Genomic DNA, 23,336 nt, shown 5'->3' with positions numbered 1-23,336 from the left:
TCGGCCAGCAAGTGCCATCGATATCAAGACATCGTCCGATCACCGGACACGAGCCCGGTCGCCCCGCGCCCGTCTGCCGCTCCCCCGCGCCCGCCTCCCCCGCCGGGCGCATCGCCGTAGAGTTGGGTGATGTGACGGGGGTACGGACGTGACGGGGGTACGGACGTGACGGGGGTACGGACGTGACGGGGGTACGGACGTGACGAACGGCCAGGACGGCGGAGCCGCGCAGGGCTATCCGCATCTGGAGACCGCGCGCGCCGCGATCACCCTGCTCTACCAGCGGCTCTCGGCCGACGGGATCCGCTCGTACGCCCCCAGCGTGGCCCCGGCCGATGTCGCCTTCTCCGATCTGGACGACCTCCATCTCGGCACCCAGCGGGTCGCCGAGGCGCTGGTCCAGCAGCTCCGGCTGCCGGAGGCGCGCGTGATCGTGAGTTTCCGGGAGATGACACACGCGGCCCATGTGGAACTGACTTCGGGGCCCGAGTACTTCATCGAGTTGAACAACCGCTTCCGCACCCACCGCAGGGACATCGGCGCGGCCCTGGCACACGAGATCACCCATGTCCTGCTGCACCGGCTGGGGATCGGATTCCCGGGCATCCACGACAACGAGATCCTCACCGACACGGCCACGACCTATCTGGGCGCCGGATGGCTGCTGCTCGACGCGTACCGCGAACACGGCGGGCAGAGCCAGCGGCTGGGCTACCTCACACCGGAGGAGTTCGGCTACGTCCTGGCCAAGCGCGCGCTCGTGTTCGACGAGGATCCGCGCGTCTGGTTCACCAGTCCGCAGGGCTACACGTCGTATACGAAAGGCAGGGCGCGGGCGCTCGACGACGAACAGCGTCCGCCGCTGACCACCGCCGGCTGGGCGGGCCGGCGCCGCTACGCCAAGGCCCGCCGCCACGCGCTCGACCATCCCGGCGCGGCCCCCGAGACCGACTCGCCGCACGCCTTCGAGCAGCTGCCGGACGGACTGCGTGTCACCTTCCCCTGCCCGACCTGTTTCCAGCGCATCCGGGTCCCGGTCAAGGGGCGGATCCGCGCGCGCTGCGGGCTGTGTGGAACGGTCCTGGACTGCGACACCTGAGCGGCGCGGCCCGCGCGCGACGCCGGCGCGCGGGCGAACGTAAGGTCGAAGCATGACGAATGAGCCGACAGCGGGCGTACGGGACCTCTTCGAGGCGGTGTACGAGGGCGCGGACGACGCCGTCGTGGCGCTGCTCAGGGCCGGTGTCCCCGCCGAGGCGACCGACGAGGAGGGCCAGACGGCGCTGTATCTGGCGGCGGTCAGCGACGCGCCGGGGCCGGTGCGGCTGCTGCTCACGGCGGGCGCCGACCCCGACCGTCCGAGCGGTCCCGCGGACGGCCCGGAGGGCGGGGACCTGCCGCTGTGCGCGGCGGCTTGCGGCGGACACACCGAGGTCGTACGGGCGTTGCTGGCCGCCGGGGCGAGGCCGGACCGCCGGGAGGCGTTCGAGCTGACGGCGCTGGTCTGGGCGGTCCGCCAGGGCTTCGCCGACACGGCGGAGGCGCTGCTGGAGTACGGCGCCGATCCGGCCCTGCCGGGCCCCGGCGGCGAGTCCCCGCTGCTGCTGGCCGCGCGGCGCGGCTCGACCGCGACCGTACGGGTCCTGCTGCGGTACGGCGCGGACGCGGTGGAGGCGGCGCTCGCGGAGGCGCGGCGCTGGATGCCGCTCGATGTCGCGCGGGAGCTGCGCGCTTCGCTGCTGCGCGGCTTCGGCGACGGATACGAGACGGTGGTGCGCCGGATCGACCGGATCAGCGAGGACGGTTCGGTGACCGTGGTGGTCGAGCTGCTGCGGGACGGGGAGCCGGTGGCCGGGCAGGAGCAGCAGACCGGGCACGCGGCCGTCGTGACGATGCTGGAGGCGTAGCTGGGGATCGCGACGCCGTGCGAGGAGCTGGCGGCGCGGGCGCTGCGCTGCGGGGATCCGCGCCGGGACGACTGGGTGGAGGCGGTGGCCGCGCTGTGGCGGCGCGGGGACGAGGAAACGTTCCTGGCCGCCACGCGGTGGTGTGCGAGCGACGAACCGGCGCGGCAGACGTTCGGTGCCGGGGTGCTGGCCCGGCTCGGCTCGGCGGAGGGGGTGGACGGGGAGAGTCCGTTCGCCGGCCGCGCGGTGCCGCTGCTGCGGGAGCTGTCGCGGCAGGCGGTGGAGCCGGAGCTGATCCGCGCGGTGCTGGACGCCCTGGGCCAGCACGCCGATCCGGCGGCGCTCCCGGAGGTGCTGCGCCATACCGGGCATCCGGACGCGGGGGTACGGCGGCGGGTGGCGCTCGCGCTGACCGGGCTCGTGGCGTCGGGGTCCGCCGGGCCGGGCGAGGCCGACGCGGACGCGGTGCGGGCGGGGGTGCTGCTGAGCCGGGACGCGGACGCCTCGGTCCGGGACCGGGCGGTGCTGGCGCTGGCACGGATGGCGGCGGACACGCGCGAGTTGCGGGAGGCGCTGGCGGCGCGGCTCAACGACCCGGAGGCGGACACGGCCGCCACCGCAGCGCACGGTCTGGCGGTGCGTCAGGATCCGCGGGCGGTGGAGGCGCTGGCCCGGCTGCTGAGCGACGAGGACCCGGCCGGTTACGCCCGGGGGACCGCGGTGGACGCGGTGCGCTACGTGCCGCCGGGGCCGGAGCGGCGGCGGCTGGAGCGCACGCTGCCGCGTCAGCGCTGACGGGAGGCCGTCAAGGGACAGGCCCCCGTCAACGCCGAAGGGCGATGCCCTCAGTCGAGCCGCAGCACGCCGGGGGCGGTTTCCTCGATGAGCTGCACCAGTTCGTCGAAGACGGTGGGGCCGCGGCCCGCCCGTGCGGCGTCCAGCCGGGCCTGCACGGCGGCCTTGCCGGTGGGGTGCACACGCTCCAGCCGCCGCTGGAGCGTGTGCGCGGTCTCCTCGTGGCCGAGGGCCCGGCGCGACAGGTCGTGCCGGCGCCATTCGATGACGAAGTCGCCGTCGTCCGGCGTTCCGTACCCGCCGCTCAGACAGTCGGCGAGCGCGTCGAGATTGTTCCCGAAGTACCCGCCGGGCCCGTTCACGGCCGCGCCGATCACCTGCCAGAAGCGGTCGAGCCCGGTGACCTCCGCCCCGTCGATCACATACGTCACGGTCATGGGACGGAGGTTACCTTCCGGTTCAGCAGCTGTAGTTGATGAGCGAGAACGAGGCGTAGTGGTCGGCGGTGTAGTAGTCCTCCTTCGACTTCTGACCGGTCACGATGCGCCGCGCGCCTCGGGTGGAGGAGCCGGGGGTGACCACGGTGTACTCGTGGTAGTAGCTGCTCGACTGGCTCGGCAGGATGCCTTCCCTGTTCTGGAAGACGGTGCCGTCCTGGGAGTAGGGGAAGGGTCCGTTGGAGGCGATGAGGCCGAGGGTCGTGTACGCCTGGGACGGCAGGTTCGAGTAGCAGACGCTGCCGACGGCGGCGACCGCGGTGGGGGCGGCGGTCGCGGAAGCGGTGACTCCACCGACGAGCAGAGTCGAGACCAGAGCGGCGAGGCCACCAAGGGTGGCGATACGTGGGGGTATTCGCATGCGCCCATAATGACGCGCGTAGACGTGCACACGTCAATCCCAAGGCCCTTGAATTTCCCGGAAGTTAACCGACGGCCCCTCCCCTTCGCGCGCCCGACACCCGCCCCGACCCGGGCACCCGCCCCGGACCCCGCGCCACGCGGTCGCGAACAGGGCGCGGGCGACAGCGTGCGGGCGACAGTGTGCGGGCGACAGCGCGAAGCCCGGCGCCGCGCTGCGTGCGCGGGGCCGGGCTTCGTCGTGCCGTGTGCGGGTCGCCCCGGGGGTCAGGCCGCGGTGCGGCGTCCGCCCTCGGCGCCCCGTCCCGAGCCGCCCCGGCGGCCGCGGCTGCCGCGCCCGGCGCCGCCGCCCGCGCGTGCGCCGGATCCGCCGGCGCCCGTACCCGTACCCGTACCGGATCCGGAACCGGAGCCCCTGCGGGCGCCGCCCGGACGCGCGGTCCTGGGCTTCTTCTGCTGGACCACGGGCTGCGGCACATCGATGGTGACGGCCACCCCGGAGGGCACCCGCGCTCCGGTGAGCCGCGCCAGCTCCTCGTCGGTGGACTTGATCCGCGCGGACCGGGGGTCGATGCCCGCGTCCGACATCAGCCGCGTCATCTCACGCCGCTGCTCGGGGAGCACCAGCGTCACCACACTGCCGGACTCCCCCGCCCTGGCGGTGCGGCCGCCCCGGTGCAGGTAGTCCTTGTGGTCGACGGGCGGGTCGACGTTCACGACCAGGTCGAGGTCGTCCACGTGGATGCCCCGGGCCGCGACGTTGGTCGCGACGAGGCAGGTGACCAGGCCGTTCTTGAACTGCTCAAGGGTCCGGTTGCGCTGCGGCTGCGAACGGCCGCCGTGCAGCCCCGAGGCCCGTACGCCGCTCGCCAGCAGCCGCTTGACCAGCCGGTCCACGGACCGCTTGGTGTCCAGGAAGAGCAGCACCCGGCCGTCGCGCGCGGCGATCCGCGTCGTGACTTCCTTCTTGTCCGTCTCGTCCAGGACGTACAGCACGTGGTGTTCCATCGTGGTGACCGCGCCCTGGGACGGGTCGACGGAGTGGACCACGGGGTCCGTCAGGTACTGCCGGACGAGCCGGTCGATGTTCTTGTCCAGGGTCGCCGAGAACAGCATCCGCTGCCCGTCCGGCTCGACCTGCTTGAGCAGCGCCGTGACCTGCGGCATGAAGCCCATGTCGGCCATCTGGTCGGCCTCGTCGAGGACCGTGATGGCGACCTCGTCGAGCCGGCAGTCGCCGCGCTCGATGAGGTCCTTGAGCCGGCCGGGCGTCGCGACCAGCACCTCGGCGCCGCGCCGCAGCGCGTTCGACTGCTTGGTGATCGAGAGCCCGCCGACCACCGTGGTCAGCTTCAGGTTGACGGCGGTCGCGTACGGCGTGAGCGCGTCGGTCACCTGCTGCGCCAGCTCACGCGTGGGTACGAGCACCAGCGCGAGCGGGGCGCGCGGCTCGGCCCTGCGGCCCGCCGTACGGGCGAGCAGCGCCAGGCCGAAGGCGAGGGTCTTGCCGGAACCGGTCCGTCCGCGGCCGAGGATGTCGCGGCCCGCGAGCGAGTTCGGCAGGGTCGCGCCCTGGATCGGGAACGGTTCGGTCACCCCCTGGGCGGTGAGGGTCTTGAGCAGACCGGCGGGCATGTCCAGCTCGTCGAACGACTCGACGGCGGGCAGCGCGGGGGTGATGGTCTCCGGCAGGGTGAATTCCTGCGGGCGCGCGGGAGCGCGGCGGGGCGAGGGTTTCGCCGCGCCCTTCGCGGGTCCCTTGGCGCGGGAGTGCGCCGGGCGCTTGCCGGCGGGACGGGCGGCGCGGTCCTGCCGTTCGGATCGAGTCATTCGGAAAAGCCTTCCTGGGGCCTGAGTGCTGCGGCCTGAGAACAGCGCGAGCCGGGGCCCGCACCTGCACGGTGCGGGCCCCGGCTGCGAGGTACACGTCCGGGAATTAGGCCGGGACGATGTTCTCCGCCTGCGGGCCCTTCTGGCCCTGCGTGACGTCGAACGAGACCTTCTGGCCCTCCTGGAGCTCACGGAAGCCCTGGGTGGCGATGTTCGAGTAGTGGGCGAAGACGTCGGCGCCGCCGCCGTCCTGCTCAATGAAGCCGAAGCCCTTTTCCGAGTTGAACCACTTCACGGTGCCAGTAGCCATGTCATTCTCCTAAAACAGGTGCAGAGCCGGAAATCCGCACTTTACGAATTCCTCGTCGCCGCATTGAGCCCCATCCGGAGAAGCCGGCAAAAACAATAATGCGCCTGAGGAACATTCCCGTCAGGCGCACATAAAGTTCATGGGTACCAAAACTGCAACGAAGTCAGCCTAGCACGCCCTCGCGGTGAGATCGAGTGAGGCACACCACATGATCGTGAGCCCCACCGCCACCCCGCCCGGCGGCCCGCTCAGCGGGCCGCCGGACCGCCCACCCGCAGGTCCTCGCGCGGCGCGGCGTCGTCGGTCCCGCGCCGTACGGTGTGCAGCGGCCGGCCCGGGCGCCAGGACCTGAGCACCAGGTCATCCCCCTCGATCTCGGTCTGCACGATCTCGCCGACCTCCACCCGGAACAGCTGGAACGGCAGCGGCGGCCGTATCGCGTCGACGAACCGCGTCCGTATGCGGCGCTCCGTCACCTCCACCGCCCGGCCGCCGACCCTGACGTCTCCGTCGGCCATCGCGTCACCGGCCCCCGGATTCGCCTGGACGGCGAACCGGGGATCGCGCATGAGGTCACGGGCCTTGAGCGAATTGGGCATCATCCCGAGCCACAACTCGCCGAAAAGAAAGGTGACTTCGAGCCCGGTGACCCGAGGGGAACCGTCTCTGCGGAGGGTCGCCAGAACATGGTGCGGATACATCTCGAATCGCCGCTGAACGTTCTCGGCGAAGCGCGGCTCCGCCGAGACCACATCGGCCCAGGTAAATGTCATGGGTCTACTCAACACCTCATAGACGACACCTTCTGTCGCCATTTGTACGAAGGGATTCGGGGAACTGCCGGACGGCGACCGGACACGGCCCGATGTCCCGGCCCACCGCAGCCCTGATCAGTGGCCCCAGGGACGCCGTGGCCGATGCTCGTGCCCGAAACCCTAGTACTCCCAAGGCAGTTGACTGTTCCCGCACCCCGTGAGGACCGCGCCCGAGGACGCGCGCCGGCCCCGTGAACGCCGAGCGGCCCCTCGGCACGGATGCCGAGGAGCCGAGGGGGCCGCAATGCCACGGCGCCTGCCGTCGTCCGGTCGGGGACTGGGGGCAGGCGCCGCGTCTTGCGGAGGGTCCGGGAGACGCTCCCCGGACCGATACCGCCCGTACGCCGTTGTACGGGAGTCTGTGAGGCGGCGGATCAGGCCATCAGTGCCCGGTCCGTCGGCCTGATCGGGGCCGGCAGGTCGCTGGCGCCCGTCAGGAAGCGGTCCACGCCGGAGGCCGCCGAGCGGCCCTCGGCGATGGCCCAGACGATGAGGGACTGGCCGCGGCCCGCGTCACCGGCGACGTACACGCCCGGGACGTTGGTCGCGAAGTCGGCGTCGCGCGCGATGTTGCCGCGCTCGTCCAGCTCCAGGCCGAACTGCTCGACCAGACCGTTGGCCCGGTCGGTGCCGGTGAAGCCCATCGCGAGGGTGACGAGCTGGGCCGGGATGACCCGCTCGGTGCCCGCCTTCTGCTCCAGCTTGCCGTCCTTGAACTCCACCTCGATCAGGTGCAGGGACTGGACGTTGCCGTCCTCGTCGCCCTCGAAGTGGGTGGTGGAGACGGAGTAGATCCGCTCGCCGCCCTCCTCGTGCGCCGAGGTGACCTTGTAGAGCATCGGGAAGGTCGGCCACGGCTGGTGCGTGGCGCGCTCCTCGCCGGGCCTGGGCATGATCTCCAGCTGCGTGACGGAGGCGGCGCCCTGGCGGTGGGCCGTACCGACGCAGTCGGCGCCGGTGTCGCCGCCGCCGATGACCACGACGTGCTTGCCCTCGGCGGTGATCGGGGCGACGGTCAGGTCGCCCTCCTGCACCTTGTTGGCGAGCGGCAGGTACTCCATGGCGAAGTGGACGCCGTTCAGCTCCCGGCCAGGGACCGGCAGGTCGCGCGAGACGGTGGCGCCGGCGGCGATGACCACGGCGTCGTAGCGCCTGCGCAGCTTCGTCGCGGTGATGTCGCGGCCGATCTCGGTCTCGGTGCGGAACTTGGTGCCCTCCGCGCGCATCTGCTCGATGCGCCGGTTGATGTGCGACTTCTCCATCTTGAACTCGGGGATGCCGTAGCGCAGCAGTCCGCCGATGCGGTCGGCGCGCTCGTACACCGCGACCGTGTGACCGGCCCGGGTCAGCTGCTGGGCCGCGGCGAGTCCGGCCGGGCCGGAGCCGATGACGGCGACGGTCTTGCCGGAGAGCCGCTCGGGCGGCTGCGGGGTGACGTCGCCGCTGTCCCACGCCTTGTCGATGATGGCGACTTCGACGTTCTTGATGGTGACGGCGGGCTGGTTGATCGCGAGGACGCAGGCGGACTCGCAGGGCGCGGGGCACAGCCGTCCGGTGAACTCGGGGAAGTTGTTGGTGGCGTGCAGGCGCTCGCTCGCCGCCGTCCAGTCCTCGCGGTAGGCGTAGTCGTTCCACTCGGGGATCAGGTTTCCGAGCGGACAGCCGTTGTGACAGAACGGGATGCCGCAGTCCATACAGCGTCCGGCCTGCTTGCTGATGATCGGGAGCAGCGAACCGGGAACGTAGACCTCGTTCCAGTCCTTGACGCGCTCCTCGACGGGGCGGGTCCTGGCGACTTCGCGCTGGGTGGTGAGGAAGCCCTTCGGGTCAGCCATTGGTCGCCGCCTCCATCATCTTCTCGGTGGTCTCGGTCTCCGAGAGACCTGCGAGCTCGGCGGCGTCCTTGGCGGCGAGCACTGCCTTGTACGTGGACGGAATGATCTTGCTGAAGCGGTCGGCGGCGTTCTCCCACTCGGCGAGGAGCTTGCCGGCGACGGTGGAGCCGGTCTCCTCCTGGTGGCGGCGCACGACCTCGTGGAGCCACTGCTTGTCGGTGTCGTCGAGGGGCTCGACGGCCGCGAGGTTTCCGGCGTTGACGTTGTCCGGGTCGAGGTCGATGACGTACGCGACTCCGCCGGACATGCCGGCGGCGAAGTTGCGGCCGGTCTCGCCGAGGACGACGGCGTGACCGCCGGTCATGTACTCGCAGCCGTGGTCGCCGACGCCTTCGGAGACGACCGTGGCGCCGGAGTTGCGGACGCAGAAGCGCTCGCCGGTGCGGCCCCGCAGGTACAGCTCGCCGGCGGTGGCTCCGTAGCCGATGGTGTTGCCGGCGATGGTGGAGTACTCGGCGAGGTGGTCGGCGCCCCGGTCGGGGCGTACGACGATCCGGCCGCCGGAGAGGCCCTTGCCGACGTAGTCGTTGGCGTCGCCCTCCAGCCGCAGGGTGACGCCCTTCGGCAGGAAGGCGCCGAAGGACTGGCCGGCGGAGCCGGTGAAGGTGACGTCGATGGTGTTGTCGGGCAGGCCGGCGCCGCCGAACTTCTTGGTGACGCGGTGGCCGAGCATGGTGCCGACGGTCCGGTTGACGTTGCGGATGGCGATCTGGGCACGTACGGGCTGGGCGGACTCGGCGCTGTCGGCGCCCAGGGCGTCGGCGGCGAGCTTGATCAGCTCGTTGTCGAGGGCCTTCTCCAGTCCGTGGTCCTGGCCGGTCGTCCGGTGGCGTACGGCGCCCTCGGGCAGTTCCGGTACGTAGAAGAGCGGGGCGAGGTCGAGGCCCTGGGCCTTCCAGTGGTTCACGGCGCGCTCGGTGTCGAGGAGTTCGGCGTGGCCGACGGCCTCCTCGATGGAGCGGAAGCCCAGCTCGGCGAGGATCTCGCGGACCTCTTCGGCGATGAAGTTGAAGAAGTTGACGACGTACTCGGCCTTGCCGGAGAAGCGCTCGCGCAGCACCGGGTTCTGGGTGGCGATGCCGACCGGACAGGTGTCCAGGTGGCAGACGCGCATCATGACGCAGCCGGAGACGACGAGCGGCGCGGTCGCGAAACCGAACTCCTCGGCGCCGAGGAGCGCGGCGATGACGACGTCGCGGCCGGTCTTGAGCTGGCCGTCGGTCTGCACGACGATGCGGTCGCGCAGGCCGTTGAGCAGCAGCGTCTGCTGGGTCTCGGCGAGTCCCAGCTCCCAGGGGCCGCCCGCGTGCTTGAGCGAGGTGAGCGGCGAGGCGCCGGTGCCGCCGTCGTGTCCGGAGATCAGCACGACGTCGGCGTGGGCCTTGGAGACGCCCGTGGCGACCGTGCCGACGCCGACCTCGGAGACCAGCTTCACGTGGATGCGGGCCTGCGGGTTGGCGTTCTTGAGGTCGTGGATGAGCTGGGCGAGGTCTTCGATGGAGTAGATGTCGTGGTGCGGCGGCGGGGAGATGAGGCCGACGCCGGGGGTGGAGTGCCGGGTCTTGGCGACCCACGGGTAGACCTTGTGGCCGGGCAGCTGGCCGCCCTCGCCGGGCTTGGCGCCCTGGGCCATCTTGATCTGGATGTCGTCGGCGTTGACCAGGTATTCGCTGGTGACACCGAAGCGGCCGGAGGCGACCTGCTTGATGGAGGAGCGGCGCGCGGGGTCGTAGAGCCGTTCGGCGTCCTCGCCTCCTTCGCCGGTGTTGGACTTGCCGCCGAGCTGGTTCATGGCGATGGCCATGGTCTCGTGGGCTTCCTGCGAGATCGAGCCGTACGACATGGCGCCGGTGGAGAAGCGCCGGACGATCTCGGAGGCGGGCTCGACCTCGTCCAGCGGTACGGGGGTGAGGCCCCGGGCGAAGCCGAACAGGCCGCGCAGGGTCATCAGCCGCTCGGACTGCTCGTTCACGCGGCCCGTGTACTGCTTGAAGATGTCGTAGCGGCGCGAGCGCGTGGCGTGCTGGAGGCGGAAGACCGTCTCCGGGTCGAACAGGTGCGGCTCGCCCTCGCGGCGCCACTGGTACTCGCCGCCGATCTCCAGCTTGCGGTGGCTGGCGGAGATCCCGGAGGCGGGGTAGCCCTTGGCGTGCCGGGCGGCGACCTCCTGGGCGACGATGTCGAGTCCGGCGCCGCCGATCTTGGTGGGGGTGCCGTTGAAGTAGGCGTCGACGAAGCCCTGGTCCAGGCCGACGGCCTCGAAGACCTGGGCGCCGCGGTAGGAGGCGACGGTGGAGATGCCCATCTTGGACATGACCTTGAGGACGCCCTTGCCGAGGGCGTAGATCAGGTTGCGGATCGCCTGCTCGGGCGCGAGGCCCTCGATGAACGTACCGGCGCGGACGAGGTCCTCGACGGACTCCATGGCGAGGTACGGGTTGACGGCGGCGGCGCCGTAGCCGATGAGCAGCGCGACGTGGTGGACCTCGCGGACGTCGCCGGCCTCGACCAGCAGTCCGACCTGGGTGCGCTGCTTGGTGCGGATGAGGTGGTGGTGGACGGCGGCGGTGAGCAGCAGGGAGGGGATCGGGGCGTGCTCGGCGTCGGAGTGCCGGTCGGAGAGCACGATGTTCCGGGCGCCGTTCGCGATCGCCTCGTCGGTCTCGGCGCAGATCTCGTCGATGCGGGCGGCGAGGGCTTCGCCGCCGCCGCTGACCCGGTAGAGACCGGAGAGGGTGGCGGACTTCATGCCCGGCATGTCGCCGTCCGCGTTTATGTGGACGAGCTTGGCCAGCTCGTCGTTGTCGATCACCGGGAAGGGGAGGGTGACGCTGCGACAGGACGCGGCGGTCGGCTCCAGCAGGTTGCCCTGGGGGCCGAGGGAGGAGCGCAGGGAGGTGACCAGCTCCTCGCGGATGGCGTCCAGCGGCGGGTTGGTGACCTGTGCGAACAGCTGGGTGAAGTAGTCGAAGAGCAGCCGGGGCCGGGCGGAGAGCGCGGCGATCGGCGAGTCGGTGCCCATGGAGCCGATGGGCTCCATGCCGGCGCGGGCCATCGGGGCGAGCAGGACGCGCAGCTCTTCCTCGGTGTAGCCGAAGGTCTGCTGGCGGCGGGTGACGGAGGCGTGGGTGTGCACGATGTGCTCGCGCTCGGGGAGGTCGGACAGCTCGATCTCGCCGGTCTCCAGCCACTCCTTGTAGGGCTGCTCGGCGGCGAGGGACGCCTTGATCTCGTCGTCCTCGATGATGCGGTGCTCGGCGGTGTCCACGAGGAACATCCGGCCGGGCTGGAGGCGGCCCTTGCGGACGACCTTGGCGGGGTCGATGTCGAGGACGCCGACCTCGGAGGAGAGGACGACGAGGCCGTCGTCGGTGACCCAGTAGCGGCCGGGGCGCAGTCCGTTGCGGTCGAGGACCGCGCCGACCTGGGTGCCGTCGGTGAAGGTGACGCAGGCGGGGCCGTCCCAGGGTTCCATCATCGTGGCGTGGAACTGGTAGAACGCGCGCCGGTCGGCGTCCATCGAGTCGTGGTTCTCCCACGCCTCGGGGACCATCATCAGCACGGAGTGCGGCAGCGACCGGCCGCCGAGGTGGATCAGCTCCAGGACCTCGTCGAAGGAGGCGGAGTCGGAGGCGTCGGGGGTGCAGACCGGGAAGATCCGCTCCAGCTTCTCGGCCCCGAAGAGACCCGAGGCCAGCTGGGACTCGCGGGCGCGCATCCAGTTGCGGTTGCCCTTGACCGTGTTGATCTCGCCGTTGTGCGCGACGAAGCGGTACGGGTGGGCGAGCGGCCAGCTCGGGAAGGTGTTGGTGGAGAACCGCGAGTGGACCAGCGCGACGGCGGTCGCGAACCGGCGGTCGGAGAGGTCGGGGAAGAACGGCTCCAGCTGGCCGGTGGTCAGCATTCCCTTGTAGACGATCGTGCGCGCGGAGAGCGACGGGAAGTAGACCCCGGCCTCGCGTTCGGCGCGCTTGCGCAGCAGGAACGCCTTGCGGTCCAGCGCGATGCCGGTGCTCGTGCCGTCCGCGACGAACAGCTGGCGGAAGGCCGGCATGGTGGCGCGGGCGGAGGCGCCGAGCAGTCCGGGGGCGACGGGGACCTCGCGCCAGCCGAGGACGTCGAGGCCCTCTTCGGCGGCGATCGTCTCGATGCGTGAGACGGCGTCCGTGGCGTCGTCGGCGGGGAGGAAGCCGATGCCGACGGCGTACGAGCCGGCCTCGGGCAGCTCGAATCCGGCGGTCTCGCGCAGGAAGGCGTCCGGCACCTGGAGCAGGATTCCGGCGCCGTCGCCCGAGTCGGGCTCGGAACCGGTGGCGCCGCGGTGTTCGAGATTGCGCAGTACGGTCAGCGCCTGCTCCACCAGCTCATGGCTGGCAACACCGGTGAGGGTGGCCACGAAACCGACGCCACAGGCGTCGTGCTCGTTACGGGGGTCGTACATCCCTTGCGGGGCGGGGCGACCGTCCATGGGCGACCAGGCGTCGGAACGCATCGGCTCTCCCGTCGTCGTAGTTCGGCATTGGCATATGCGATTACCGAGGGACGACGCTGGCCCTCCAGGAAATTTCGTGCAGGTTACATGATGGAAAGCTTCTCGGGAAGTGGATAGCCCATTCCAGCATGTGGACACCGCTCGTAACGGTGGATGAGGGGCGCAGACGGACAGATCGTCGTCCGTTCGGCTGTGGCGGAGCGGGCTTCATTGCCCACGGCGCCTACAGCTCATGCCCGGCCATTAACGACTCGAAACCGCCGGGTAACGGTCACATACGGCCCGCCTGGCACAGTGTCGCATTCCGTCGGCCGGAACGCTCGGGGATGTTCGTCACAGGACGGGCGATATGGACCGTCGTGTTCACGCCACCGCAGGTCAGTGGCGGTGAGCGCCGGGTACCGGGTACGGGGTCAGAGCGCCGCTCCGAACAGCGCGCCGAGTCCGTAGGTGAGCGCGGCGGCGGCGCCACCGAGGAGCAGCTGCCGCAGCCCGCTGAACCACCAGCTGCGCGCGGTCACCCGGGCGACCAGCGCACCGCAGGCGAACAGCCCGGCCAGCGCGAGCAGCACCGCGGGCCACAGGGTGGTCGCGCCGAGCAGATACGGCAGGACGGGCAGCAGCGCGCCCAGGGCGAAGGAGCCGAACGACGACACGGCGGCGACCAGCGGCGAGGGCAGATCGTCCGGGTCGATGCCCAGCTCCTCGCGGGCATGGATCTCCAGCGCCTGCTCGGGGTCCTTCGACAGCTGCGCGGCCACCTGGCGGGCCAGCGCCGGATCCACGCCGCGCGAGACGTAGAGCGAGGCCAGCTCCTCCATCTCGTCCACCGGATGCTTGCGCAACTCCCGCCGTTCGACGTCGAGTTCGGCCTCCACCAGCTCGCGCTGGGAGGCCACCGAGGTGTACTCGCCGGCCGCCATGGAGAAGGCGCCGGCCGCGAGACCCGCGAGCCCGGTGATCACGATGGTCTGCTGCGCGACGGCGCCGCCCGCCACACCGGTCATCAGCGCGAGATTGGAGACCAGCCCGTCCATCGCGCCGAACACCGCGGGCCGCAGCCAGCCACCGGTCACATCGCGGTGCGTGTGATTGTCACGGTGCGCCTCGTGGAGCGCCGCCTCGGTCTCGATGAGCGACATGGTTCGCGTTCTCCCTCTCGGACGGCGGGTCCGGCTCGTTCGGCGGGCCCGTCGCCCGCCGCTCCCCAACCCTTCCGACGGTTCGAAAATACGCACGAAAAATCGCTCTCGCCAGCAAGGAAGGCCGTACTTACCGGGTGCCACCCGGGTGACTGCGGGGTTTCGCGGACTCAGCGGGAGCCCGGCGTGGGACAGATGCCGTAACACCGGGCGCGCGAAGGGGCACACCATGGAGCCGACCGCATACGCCGAGGCGGGGACCGGGACGCGGGAGCGGCACGCGGTACGGCGGGACCGGGCGCGCGGCGCCCTGCTGGGGCTGGCCGTCGGGGACGCGCTCGGGGCACCGGCGGAGAACATGCGGCCCTCCGAGATCCGCCGGCGCTGGGGCCGGATCGAGGGGTTCGTGTCCGACAGCCCGGCGGGTACGGACGACACCGAGTACGCCGTCTTCTCCGGGCTGCTGCTCGCCCGGCACGGCTCCGCGCTGACCGTCGCCCATGTCGAGGCGGCGTGGCACCGGTGGATCGCCGACCTCGACGAGGGCCCGTTCCGGGGGGCCGGGTTCAGCGAGCGCGGCACGCTGGAGAATCTGCGGCGCGGACTCGCCGCGCCCATCACCGCCCAGCACCGGCACGCCTGGAGCGACGGGCTCGCGATGCGGGCGGCGCCGTTCGGGGTCTACGCGGCGGGCCGCCCCGAGGAGGCGGCCCGGCTGGTCACCGTGGACGGGCGGGTCAGCCACGAGGGCGAGGGGATCTACGGCGGCCGGGCGGTCGCGGCCGGGGTCGCCGTCGCGATGACCGGAGCCGGACCCGCCCCGGTCATCGCGGCGGCGCTCTCCGTGATCCCCATGGACTCCTGGACCTCGCGCACCCTGCGCCGCGGAGTGGTCGCCGCGCGGCGCGCCCACCCCGACCGGCTGACGATGGAGCGCGCGGTCCGCTCGGCCGTGGTCATCGGCGGCTACCCGTGGACGGATCTCGCGCCCGAGGCGGTCGGCCTGGCCTTCGGCGCCTTCGCCGCGGCGCACGGCGACTTCCGCACCTCGGTCCTGACCGCCGTCAACATGGGCCGCGACGCCGACACCACCGCGGCGGTGGCGGGCGCGCTGGCCGGCGCGATGTCCGGGGCAGGGGCGATCCCGGCCGAGTGGGCCTCGGCCATCGGGCCCGTACGGGGGAGCTGCCTGCCCTCGATGCGCGGCCACCACGTCCTGGACGTAGCGGATCTGCTCACCCCGGACGACGAGGAGGCGGTGTCATGACCACGGAACCCGACAGCGGACAGGGGTACGGGTACGGTGCGCCTCCCCGCTCCGGGGCCACCGGCCCCTCCCCGCTCGGCCGGATCGAGGGGCTGCTGCTCGGGCTCGCCGCCGGGGACGCCGCCGGGTGGCCCGCCGCGCGGCACCGGGCGGCGCGGATGCCCGAGTGGACCCGACGGCTCACCCGGGAGCTGGACACCTTCGCCGAGCAGAACGCGACCACCACCCTGCCCGTCCCCATCGCGCTCAACCAGCCGCCGGAGCCGCTCAGGCTCGGCCCGTCCGACGACGCCGAGTGGGCCGCCTTCACCGCCGGATCGCTGCTGGCCGCGCGCGGGGAGCGGTTCCGGCGGCTCAGCCCCGGCCGGGCGGTACGGGCCGCCGTCGACCTCGGCTGGAGCGCGCTCGCCGCCGAGGTCGGCGCGGCGGCCGACCGGGCGCCCGAGGTGGAGTCCGCCGTACCACCGCTGCGGGCCAGGATCTCGGTGCGCGCGGGGCTCGGCAATCTGGCCACCGGGCTGCGCCCGCCCGCCACCGGCCACGACAACCCGCACTACTTCGACGACGCCGCCTGCGTACGGGCCGCCGTGCTCGCCGTCGCCCACCCGGGCGATCCGGCCGCCGCCGCCGACCTCGCGGAGTTCGACGCCCGGTACACGCAGGACGGCGACGGCGTGCACGGCGCCCGCGCCATGGCCGCCGCCGTCGCGAGCGCGCTCGGCGGGGCGGACGCCGAGGCGGCCGTCGAGGCGGCGCTCGCCCAGCTCCCCGGGACCACGGAGATCGGCCGCAACGCCCGGCACGCGGTCAAGACCGCGCATGACTTCGCCCGGGAGCCGGCCGGCGCGTTCGCCCTGGTCCCGCTGCTGGAGCACCAGATCGTGGACCACGTCTACAGCTACGGCATCGCGGCCGCCGAGACCGTACCGGTCGCCCTCGCGCTGACCCTGGCGGCCCGGGGCCGGGTGAGCGGGGCGGTGCCCGCCGCCGCGTGTCTGTCCCGGGTCGCGGACTCGGCGCCCGCCCTGGCCGGCGCGCTGACCGGCGCGCTCGGTGGCGGCGGCACCGTGCCCGCCGCCTGGCGCGAGACCTGCCGCACCCTGCCGGGGTGCGCGCTGCCCCGGCTCGCGGGGACGGACCTGGTGGAACTCGCCGGGCTGCTGGCAGCCACGGAACCGGCCGTCCCGGGTGGACAATTCCGACATGACGCCCCTTCAGGCTCCGGCAGCCACTCCTCCTGACGCTCTGCGCACTCCCCCGGACCCCCGGCCGGACACCGCCCCGCCGCTCTCCCTCGCCGACCGCGTCACCGGCGCCCTGATCGGCGCGGCCGTCGGTGACGCGCTCGGCGGCCCGGTCGAGGGGTACTCCCCCGACCAGATCGTGGAGCGCCACGGCGGGCGGGTCACCGGCATCGTCGGCCCGTGGAACGAGGAGTGGCGCACCGCCCGCCCCCTCGCCCCATACCACAAGGGCGACGGCCACATCACCGACGACACCCTGATGACCCACGCGCTGATCCGGGTGTACGAGAAGGTCCGCGACCACCTCGACGCGTACGCGGTCGCCGACCACCTCGTACCGGACCTCATCTCCACGCCGCGCTGGATCCCCGAGCTGGAGGCGGAGGCGCTGCCGCTGCACCGGATCTTCCTCGCCGAGAAGTGGCTGGTCACCCGGGTGCACTACGGGCACGTCGATCCGCGTGAGGCGGGCAGCGGAAATATCGTCAACTGCGGGGCCGCGATGTACATGGCGCCGGTCGGACTGGTCAACGCGGCGGATCCGGCCGCCGCGTACGCCGAGGCGATCGATGTGGCGGGCGCCCACCAGTCGTCGTACGGGCGGGAGGCGGCCGGGGTGTTCGCGGCGGCGGTCGCCGCCGCCTGCCGGCCGGGCGCCACCCCGGCCTCCGTCGTGGAGTGTGCTCTCGCCCTCGCGAAGGACGGTACGCGCGCCGCCGTCGAGGCGGTGTGCGAGGTCGCGGCCCGGCACCGCTGCACGGAGTCGGCGCTGCGCGGGCTGCGCGCGGCGGTCGCGCCGTACGACACGGTCGGGCCGCACTACCGCGATCCGTCGCTGGGCGCCCGGCGCCCCTCCCGGCTGCACTCCATCGAGGAACTTCCCATCGCACTGGGCATGTTGCTGATCGCCGGGGGCGACTACCGCCGTACGGTGCTCGGTTGCGTCAACTACGGCCGGGACTGCGACTCGATCGCCACGATGGGCGGCGCGCTCGCCGGGGCCCTGGGCGGCGAGGGCGCGGTCCCGGCGGAGTGGTCGACGCGGGTGGCCGAGGCGAGCAGGGTCGATCTGCGCGCCCCGGCAAGGGTGTTGACCGAGGTGGCGTACGAGGTGTTCCGGCGCGACACCCAGCGGCGCCGGACGCACGAAGCGCTCTTCACCGAGCTGACGGCCCCTCAGTTCGGCGATCCACGATGACCGTTCGGCGGCTGACCTGGGTACAGCCCGAGGATCTGCTCGGCCACGAGCTGCGCCAGGCGGCGGAGGACGGCCGTGACGCGGCGCAGTTCGTACGGCGCTGGCAGCGCGCGGGCGGCCGGCCGGCGCCGGTCCGCTCGGGCGCGTCACCCGATCCGGCCTCACCCCAACTGCGTTCACTCGCGCTCGACTTACTGGACGAGCTGGACCAACTCCCGTCCCCGCAGGCCGATCACGAGCCGACGGAGCTGTCCGCGATCCGCTCCGCCTGCCCGTCGTGGCCGACCTCCGCCCGGAACCAACAGCTTTTCTCCGTGAGCCAGTTGGAGGCCGCCTGGCTCGGCCGCGCGGTGGGCTGCCTGCTCGGCCGGCCCGTCGAGAAGCTGCCCCTCGACGGGATCCGCGCGATCGCCCGCGCCACCGGCAACTGGCCGCCGCACACCTGGTTCACCGCCCGGGGCCTGCCCGCCGAACTGGCCGCCGCCCACCCGTGGAACCGCCGCTCGGCGCCGAACTCGCTCGCCGAGAACATCGACGGCATGCCGGAGGACGACGACCTCAACTACCCGCTGCTCAATCTGCTCCTCCTGCGGCGCCACGGCCGGGACTTCACCACCGCCCAGGTCGCCTCGGTCTGGCTGGACACACTGCCGGCCGGGCGGACGTTCACCGCCGAGCGGATCGCCTACCGCAATCTGCTCAGCGGGATCGAACCGCCGGACACCGCCCGCCACCGCAACCCGTTCCGCGAGTGGATCGGCGCCGCCATCCGCGCCGACGTGCACGGCTGGACCCACCCCGGCGACCCCGGCGCCGCCGCCGAGCAGGCGCACCGGGACGCGACGCTCAGCCACACCGGCAACGGGGTGTACGGCGCGATGTTCGTGGCGGCGGTCATCGCGGCGGCGGCCGGGGCCGAGGACGTCCACGCCTGTCTGCGGGCGGGGCTCCGTGTCGTACCGCCGCGCTCCCGGCTGGCGGAGGCCGTACATGTCGGGATCGGGACGGCCCGCGCGGAGCGGGACTTCGCGACGGTGACCGACCGGCTGCACGCCGCCTACGGTCACTACCACTGGGTGCACGCCGTCCCCAACGCCGCGCTCCTCGCCGCCGCGCTCACCCACGCGGACGGCGAGTTCAGCGGCTCCATCTGCCGCGCGGTGTCCGGGGGCTGGGACACCGACTCGAACGGCGCGACGGCCGGGTCCGTGGCCGGACTGCTGGCCGGGCATCCGGCCCGGCTGCCGGAGCGCTGGACGGCGCCGCTCAAGAACCGGCTCGCCACGTCCGTCACGGGGTTCGACGGCATCGGCTTCGACGGCATCGGCTTCGACGCCCTCGCGGAGCTGACCCGCACCCTCACCACCCGCGCACCCACTCACCAGGAGGCACCCCGCACATGACCGGCATCGTGGTGCTGGGCAGCACCCATATGGATCTCGTCACGTACACCGCGCACGCCCCCCGGCTCGGCGAGACCGTCACCGGCCGCGAGTTCCGTACGGTCCCCGGCGGCAAGGGCGCCAACCAGGCGATCGCCGCCGCCCGCGCGGGCGGCGAGGTGGCGCTGATCGGCGCGGTCGGCGACGACGAGTACGGGGCGCTGCTGCGGCACACCCTCGAAGCCTCCGGTGTCGACACGGACCTGCTGCGCACGGCGGAGGGCCCCTCGGGCACCGCCCACATCGTCGTGGACGACGAGGGCGCCAACGCGATCGTGGTCATCCCCGGCGCGAACGGGACCGTCACGCATCTGGCACCGGGCGAGGAGAGCGTCATCGCCGCCGCCTCCGCCCTGCTCCTTCAGCTCGAACTCCCCCTGAACGCCGTGCTGGCCGGAGCGCTGGCCGCGCGCCGGCACTCCGTACGGACGGTCCTCACCCCCTCCCCCGCCGTGCCCCTGCCGCCCGAACTGCTCGGCGCCGTCGATCTGCTGGTGCCCAACGAGCACGAGGCGGCCGCGCTCACCGGGATCGCCGACGTCCGGATGTCGGCCGAGGCGCTGCTGCGGCAGGTGCCGGAGGTCGTCGTCACCCTCGGCGCCGCGGGCAGTCTGTACGCGGCCCGGGGCGCGGAGCCCGTCACCGTGCCCGCGCCCCGGGTCAGGGCCGTGGACACCACCGCCGCCGGGGACACCTTCGTGGGCGCGCTGGCCGTCGCTCTCGGGGAGGGCCGTCCGATGACCGACGCCATGGGCTGGGCCTCGGCGGCGGCGGCGCTCTGCGTCCAGCGCCCCGGGGCGTCCACCTCCATGCCGTACCGCACAGAGATCGAGGCGTGAATGACCGCTCCCGGCACCGATCCCAGCAGCGCCCCCCATACGGACCCGGGCACGGCCCCCGGCACAGGCCCCGATACCGGCCACCGCTCGGACCCCGGCACCGGTCCCGATACCGGCGCCCGCGCCTCCACCGGGGCTCGGCCCGCCCCGCCGCTCTCCGGTCTGCGCGTCCTCGACGTGGCGACGCTCTTCGCGGGGCCGCTGGCCGCCACCCTGCTCGGTGACTTCGGCGCCGAGGTCATCAAGATCGAGCACCCGGTCCGCCCCGATCCCTCCCGCGGCCACGGCCCCTCCAAGGACGGCATCGGCCTGTGGTGGAAGCTGCTCGGCCGCAACAAGCGCGCCATCACCCTCGACCTGTCCACCCCGGGCGGCCGGGACGTGCTGCTGCGGCTGGCCGCCGACGCCGATGTGATCGTCGAGAACTTCCGCCCCGGCACCCTGGAGCGCTGGGGGCTGGGCTGGGAGGAGCTGTCCGCCGTCAACCCCCGGCTGGTGCTGGCGCGCGTCACGGGCTTCGGCCAGTTCGGACCGTACTCCGGCCGCCCGTGCTTCGGCACGCTCGCCGAGGCGATGAGCGGTTTCGCGGCCGTCACCGGCGAACCCGACGGGCCGCCCACGCTGCCGCCCTTCGGCCTCGCCGACTCGATCGCCGCGCTGGCCACGGCGTACGCGGTGCTCACGGCGCTCGCCGGACGGCAGGCGACGGGGCGCGGCCAGGTGGTGGACCTGGCGATCATCGAGCCGATCCTCACCGTCCTGGGGCCGCAGCCGCTCTGGTACGACCAGCTCGGTTACGTCCAGCCCCGCACCGGCAACCGTTCCCGCAACAACGCCCCGCGCAACACCTACCGCAGCGCCGACGGCGCCTGGCTCGCGGTGTCCACCTCGGCGCAGTCCGTGGCCGAGCGGGTGATGCGGCTGGTGGGCCGCCCGGAGCTGGCCGACGAGCCGTGGTTCGCCACCGGCGGCGGGCGCGCCGAGCACGCGGACACGCTGGACGAGGCGGTCGGCGGCTGGATCGCCCGGCACGAAGCGGCCGACGTGCTGGCCGCGTTCGAGAAGGCCGAGGCGGCGATCGCGCCCGTCCAGGACATCCGCGACGTGATGGCGGACCCGCAGTACCGGGCGCTCGGCACCGTCACCGAGGTGCCCGATCCGGAGCTGGGGCCGCTGCGGATGCAGAACGTCCTCTTCCGGCTCTCCGAGACTCCCGGCGCGATCCGCTGGGCGGGCCGCCCGCACGGCGCGGACACCGATGCCGTGCTGACCGAGCTGGGGCTGACCGGACCGGAGATCGCCGCGCTGCGCGCGGGGGGCGCGCTGTGACCGCCGCCGTCCCGCCCGTACTGCCTGCACCGTCCGTCCCGCCCACCCCGCTGACCTGGCTTTACGTCCCCGGGGACCGGCCCGGGATGATGGCGAAGGCGGTGGCGGGCGGCGCGGATGTGGTGATCGTGGACCTGGAGGACGCGGTCGCCCCCGACCGCAGGGCGTACGCGCGGGACGCCACCGCCGACTTCCTGTCCTCCCCGCACGGGAAGCCGGTCCATGTGCGGATCGCCGACCGGGCGGATCTGCCGTACGTGACCGGGCTGCCCGGACTGTGCGCGCTCCGGCTGCCGAAGATCGGCCATGCCTCGGCCGTGCACGCCGTCGCGGAGCGCGCGCCCGGCACGGATCTGTACGCGCTGCTCGAATCGGCCCTGGCCGTGGAGCACGCCTACGCGATCGCCTCCGCGCACCCCTCGGTGCGGGGCATCGCCCTGGGCGAGGCGGACCTGCGCGCGGATCTGGGGGTACGGGAGGACGCGGGCCTCGACTGGTCGCGCGGCCGGGCCGTGGTCGCGGCGCGGGCGGCGGGGCTGGCGCCGCCGGCCCAGTCGGTCTTCCCCGACGTACGGGATCTGGCGGGGCTGGCGGCGTCCTGCCGGCACGGCCGGGCGCTGGGGATGCTGGGGCGCGCGGCGATCCATCCGGCGCAGCTCCCGGTGATCGAGGAGGCGTACCGGCCGACGCTTCAGGAGGTGGCCTCGGCCCAGGAGATCATCGAGGCGGCGGCCCGGGACGCGGGGGCGCAGGCCCTGGTCGACGGCCGGTTCGTGGACGCGGCGATCGTGGCGGCGGCCCGGCGGACGCTGACGCTGGCCCACCGTCCGTGACGGTCAGGGGGCGCGGCGCCGAGCGCCGCGCCCCCTGAGGCCGGAAAAATACCGCGTCGCGCGCGGAGTGCGAAGAGGCCGGTGAGGCTCAGGAACCTTCCTTGGCCGTACCGGAGAGCGGTTCCTTCGCGAGGTCCGCTTCCTTGCCCTCATCTCCCTCGTCGGCCGATTCCGCCGCGCCGGGCTTCTTGGAGTCCTTCGAGCCCTCGTCGGCGGAGTCATCGGTCGCGGCCGCGGAATCCGCGCCGTCGGTGTCGTCGGCCGCCTTGCCCTCGCCGTTCTGCCACTCCGGTTCGACGATCTCCTCGCGCCCCGGCCGCTTGATCGCGGAGAGCACCAGGTACACCACGGCGAGCGTGAAGATGATGGCCGCGGTCCACACGTTGAGCCGCAGGCCCAGGATGTGGTGGGCGTCGTCGACCCGCAGGTACTCGATCCAGGACCGTCCGACGCAGTACGCGGCCACGTAGAGGGCGAACGCGCGCCCGTGCCCGAGCCTGAAGCGGCGGTCGGCCCAGACGACCAGCGCCGCGACACCGAGGCACCACAGGGACTCGTACAGGAACGTCGGGTGGTAGAGACCCGCTTCCCGGTTCGGGCCCGCGCTGATCTCCAGCGCCCAGGGCAGGTCGGTGCGCTTGCCGTACAGCTCCTGGTTGAACCAGTTCCCCCAGCGGCCGAACGCCTGGGCCACGGCGAGGGCCGGCGCCAGCGCGTCCGCGTACGGCGGCAGCGCGATGCCCCGGCGGCGGCAGCCGATCCAGGCGCCCACGGCGCCCAGCGCGACCGCGCCCCAGATGCCGAGTCCGCCCTCCCAGATCTTGAAGGCGTTGACCCAGTCACGGCCCTCGCCGAAGTACAGCTCGTAGTCGGTGATGACGTGGTAGAGCCGGCCGCCCACCAGACCGAACGGCACGGCCCATACGGCGATGTCGGTGGTCGTGCCCGGTTTGCCGCCCCGGGCGACCCAGCGGCGGTTGACGATCCAGAGGGCCACGAACAGCCCGACGAGAATGGAGAACGCGTAGCCGCGCAGCGGAAGTGGTCCGAGGTGGAGCACTCCGGTCGACGGGCTCGGAATGTAGGCAAGGTCCATAGCGGAACCGACGCTACAGTGCCGGGCGGGTCCCAGGGCAACCCG

General features: G+C 72.8%; 19 protein-coding genes. 10 read left to right on the top strand and 9 right to left on the bottom strand.

Annotated features, from left to right (window positions below; all coding sequences use genetic code 11):
* The first annotated feature begins 199 nt into the window (after positions 1–199).
* The 3 genes from OG627_RS26830 (at position 200) to OG627_RS26820 (ending at position 2,702) form a co-directional block, all read left to right on the top strand.
* The gene (locus tag OG627_RS26830; RefSeq protein ID WP_329069315.1) at positions 200–1,099 is read left to right on the top strand and encodes a hypothetical protein; all 900 of its coding nucleotides are present in this window, start codon (positions 200–202) and stop codon (positions 1,097–1,099) included.
* Between the two features lie 52 nt (positions 1,100–1,151).
* Positions 1,152–1,907: an ankyrin repeat domain-containing protein gene (locus OG627_RS26825; RefSeq protein ID WP_329069313.1), complete on the top strand. Its 756-nt coding sequence runs from the start codon at positions 1,152–1,154 to the stop codon at positions 1,905–1,907.
* Between the two features lie 75 nt (positions 1,908–1,982).
* The gene (locus tag OG627_RS26820; RefSeq protein WP_329069311.1) at positions 1,983–2,702 is read left to right on the top strand and encodes a HEAT repeat domain-containing protein; all 720 of its coding nucleotides are present in this window, start codon (positions 1,983–1,985) and stop codon (positions 2,700–2,702) included.
* Positions 2,703–2,752: 50 nt separating this feature from the next.
* Here OG627_RS26820 and OG627_RS26815 read toward each other — a convergent pair whose 3' ends face one another.
* The 8 genes from OG627_RS26815 to OG627_RS26780 form a co-directional block, all read right to left on the bottom strand.
* Positions 2,753–3,139, bottom strand: a complete 387-nt coding sequence (locus tag OG627_RS26815) for a barstar family protein (RefSeq protein WP_329069309.1) — start codon at positions 3,137–3,139, stop codon at positions 2,753–2,755.
* A 22-nt stretch (positions 3,140–3,161) separates the two neighbouring features.
* Positions 3,162–3,560, bottom strand: a complete 399-nt coding sequence (locus tag OG627_RS26810; RefSeq protein WP_329069307.1) for a ribonuclease domain-containing protein — start codon at positions 3,558–3,560, stop codon at positions 3,162–3,164.
* Positions 3,561–3,826: 266 nt separating this feature from the next.
* Positions 3,827–5,389, bottom strand: coding sequence for a DEAD/DEAH box helicase (locus tag OG627_RS26805; protein ID WP_329069305.1), 1,563 nt, complete (start codon positions 5,387–5,389; stop codon positions 3,827–3,829).
* 106 nt (positions 5,390–5,495) lie between these two features.
* Positions 5,496–5,699, bottom strand: a complete 204-nt coding sequence (locus OG627_RS26800; protein WP_015607926.1) for a cold-shock protein — start codon at positions 5,697–5,699, stop codon at positions 5,496–5,498.
* A gap of 248 nt (positions 5,700–5,947) precedes the next feature.
* A complete protein-coding gene (locus OG627_RS26795; RefSeq protein ID WP_329069302.1) occupies positions 5,948–6,472 on the bottom strand; it encodes a pyridoxamine 5'-phosphate oxidase family protein in 525 nt (174 codons plus the stop codon).
* A gap of 416 nt (positions 6,473–6,888) precedes the next feature.
* A complete protein-coding gene (locus tag OG627_RS26790) occupies positions 6,889–8,349 on the bottom strand; it encodes a glutamate synthase subunit beta (RefSeq protein ID WP_329069300.1) in 1,461 nt (486 codons plus the stop codon).
* Complete coding sequence (gene gltB / locus OG627_RS26785; RefSeq protein WP_329069298.1) at positions 8,342–12,901, bottom strand: glutamate synthase large subunit; 4,560 nt, start codon at positions 12,899–12,901, stop codon at positions 8,342–8,344. Before gltB ends, OG627_RS26790 begins: the two co-directional genes overlap by 8 nt.
* 413 nt (positions 12,902–13,314) lie before the next feature.
* Positions 13,315–14,043, bottom strand: coding sequence for a VIT1/CCC1 transporter family protein (locus tag OG627_RS26780; protein WP_329069296.1), 729 nt, complete (start codon positions 14,041–14,043; stop codon positions 13,315–13,317).
* Positions 14,044–14,272: 229 nt separating this feature from the next.
* Between OG627_RS26780 and OG627_RS26775 the strand changes: the two genes are divergently transcribed.
* Genes OG627_RS26775 through OG627_RS26745 form a run of 7 tightly spaced genes read left to right on the top strand, consistent with a single transcriptional unit; the run spans position 14,273 to position 22,195 of the window.
* Positions 14,273–15,310, top strand: coding sequence for an ADP-ribosylglycohydrolase family protein (locus OG627_RS26775; protein WP_329069294.1), 1,038 nt, complete (start codon positions 14,273–14,275; stop codon positions 15,308–15,310).
* Positions 15,307–16,551 carry an ADP-ribosylglycohydrolase family protein gene (locus OG627_RS26770; RefSeq protein WP_329069292.1) on the top strand — a complete coding sequence of 415 codons (1,245 nt, stop codon included), beginning with the start codon at positions 15,307–15,309 and terminating at the stop codon, positions 16,549–16,551. The genes OG627_RS26775 and OG627_RS26770 overlap by 4 nt, the downstream gene beginning before the upstream one ends.
* Positions 16,514–17,752: an ADP-ribosylglycohydrolase family protein gene (locus tag OG627_RS26765; RefSeq protein ID WP_329069290.1), complete on the top strand. Its 1,239-nt coding sequence runs from the start codon at positions 16,514–16,516 to the stop codon at positions 17,750–17,752. The genes OG627_RS26770 and OG627_RS26765 overlap by 38 nt, the downstream gene beginning before the upstream one ends.
* Positions 17,749–19,155: an ADP-ribosylglycohydrolase family protein gene (locus OG627_RS26760; RefSeq protein WP_329069287.1), complete on the top strand. Its 1,407-nt coding sequence runs from the start codon at positions 17,749–17,751 to the stop codon at positions 19,153–19,155. Before OG627_RS26765 ends, OG627_RS26760 begins: the two co-directional genes overlap by 4 nt.
* The gene (gene rbsK / locus OG627_RS26755; RefSeq protein ID WP_329069285.1) at positions 19,152–20,033 is read left to right on the top strand and encodes a ribokinase; all 882 of its coding nucleotides are present in this window, start codon (positions 19,152–19,154) and stop codon (positions 20,031–20,033) included. Before OG627_RS26760 ends, rbsK begins: the two co-directional genes overlap by 4 nt.
* On the top strand, positions 20,034–21,362 hold the full coding sequence (locus OG627_RS26750) for a CaiB/BaiF CoA transferase family protein (protein WP_329069283.1): 1,329 nt from the start codon (positions 20,034–20,036) through the stop codon (positions 21,360–21,362).
* A complete protein-coding gene (locus OG627_RS26745) occupies positions 21,359–22,195 on the top strand; it encodes an HpcH/HpaI aldolase/citrate lyase family protein (protein WP_329069281.1) in 837 nt (278 codons plus the stop codon). Before OG627_RS26750 ends, OG627_RS26745 begins: the two co-directional genes overlap by 4 nt.
* 88 nt (positions 22,196–22,283) lie before the next feature.
* Here the strand turns inward: OG627_RS26745 and lgt are convergent, their stop codons facing one another.
* Entirely contained in the window at positions 22,284–23,291 is a 1,008-nt protein-coding gene (gene lgt / locus OG627_RS26740; RefSeq protein WP_329069279.1) for a prolipoprotein diacylglyceryl transferase, read from the bottom strand.
* Between the last annotated feature and the right edge of the window lie 45 nt (positions 23,292–23,336).

It is taken from the genome of Streptomyces sp. NBC_01429, assembly GCF_036231945.1.
Classification (GTDB): domain Bacteria; phylum Actinomycetota; class Actinomycetes; order Streptomycetales; family Streptomycetaceae; genus Streptomyces.
The sequence above is the reverse complement of the archived record's forward strand: the minus strand, read 5'-3'. Positions and strand labels throughout refer to the sequence as shown.

Coding starts and splice junctions, on each gene's coding strand:
- OG627_RS26775 (WP_329069294.1), top strand. CDS start 14,273: ATGGAGCCGACCGCATACGCCGAGGCGGGGACCGGGACGCGGGAGCGG.
- OG627_RS26750 (WP_329069283.1), top strand. CDS start 20,034: ATGACCGCTCCCGGCACCGATCCCAGCAGCGCCCCCCATACGGACCCG.
- OG627_RS26795 (WP_329069302.1), bottom strand. CDS start 6,472: ATGACATTTACCTGGGCCGATGTGGTCTCGGCGGAGCCGCGCTTCGCC.
- OG627_RS26765 (WP_329069290.1), top strand. CDS start 16,514: ATGACGCCCCTTCAGGCTCCGGCAGCCACTCCTCCTGACGCTCTGCGC.
- lgt (WP_329069279.1), bottom strand. CDS start 23,291: ATGGACCTTGCCTACATTCCGAGCCCGTCGACCGGAGTGCTCCACCTC.
- OG627_RS26760 (WP_329069287.1), top strand. CDS start 17,749: ATGACCGTTCGGCGGCTGACCTGGGTACAGCCCGAGGATCTGCTCGGC.
- OG627_RS26815 (WP_329069309.1), bottom strand. CDS start 3,139: ATGACCGTGACGTATGTGATCGACGGGGCGGAGGTCACCGGGCTCGAC.
- OG627_RS26805 (WP_329069305.1), bottom strand. CDS start 5,389: ATGACTCGATCCGAACGGCAGGACCGCGCCGCCCGTCCCGCCGGCAAG.
- OG627_RS26790 (WP_329069300.1), bottom strand. CDS start 8,349: ATGGCTGACCCGAAGGGCTTCCTCACCACCCAGCGCGAAGTCGCCAGG.
- OG627_RS26770 (WP_329069292.1), top strand. CDS start 15,307: ATGACCACGGAACCCGACAGCGGACAGGGGTACGGGTACGGTGCGCCT.
- OG627_RS26780 (WP_329069296.1), bottom strand. CDS start 14,043: ATGTCGCTCATCGAGACCGAGGCGGCGCTCCACGAGGCGCACCGTGAC.
- OG627_RS26825 (WP_329069313.1), top strand. CDS start 1,152: ATGACGAATGAGCCGACAGCGGGCGTACGGGACCTCTTCGAGGCGGTG.
- OG627_RS26810 (WP_329069307.1), bottom strand. CDS start 3,560: ATGCGAATACCCCCACGTATCGCCACCCTTGGTGGCCTCGCCGCTCTG.
- gltB (WP_329069298.1), bottom strand. CDS start 12,901: ATGCGTTCCGACGCCTGGTCGCCCATGGACGGTCGCCCCGCCCCGCAA.
- rbsK (WP_329069285.1), top strand. CDS start 19,152: ATGACCGGCATCGTGGTGCTGGGCAGCACCCATATGGATCTCGTCACG.
- OG627_RS26800 (WP_015607926.1), bottom strand. CDS start 5,699: ATGGCTACTGGCACCGTGAAGTGGTTCAACTCGGAAAAGGGCTTCGGC.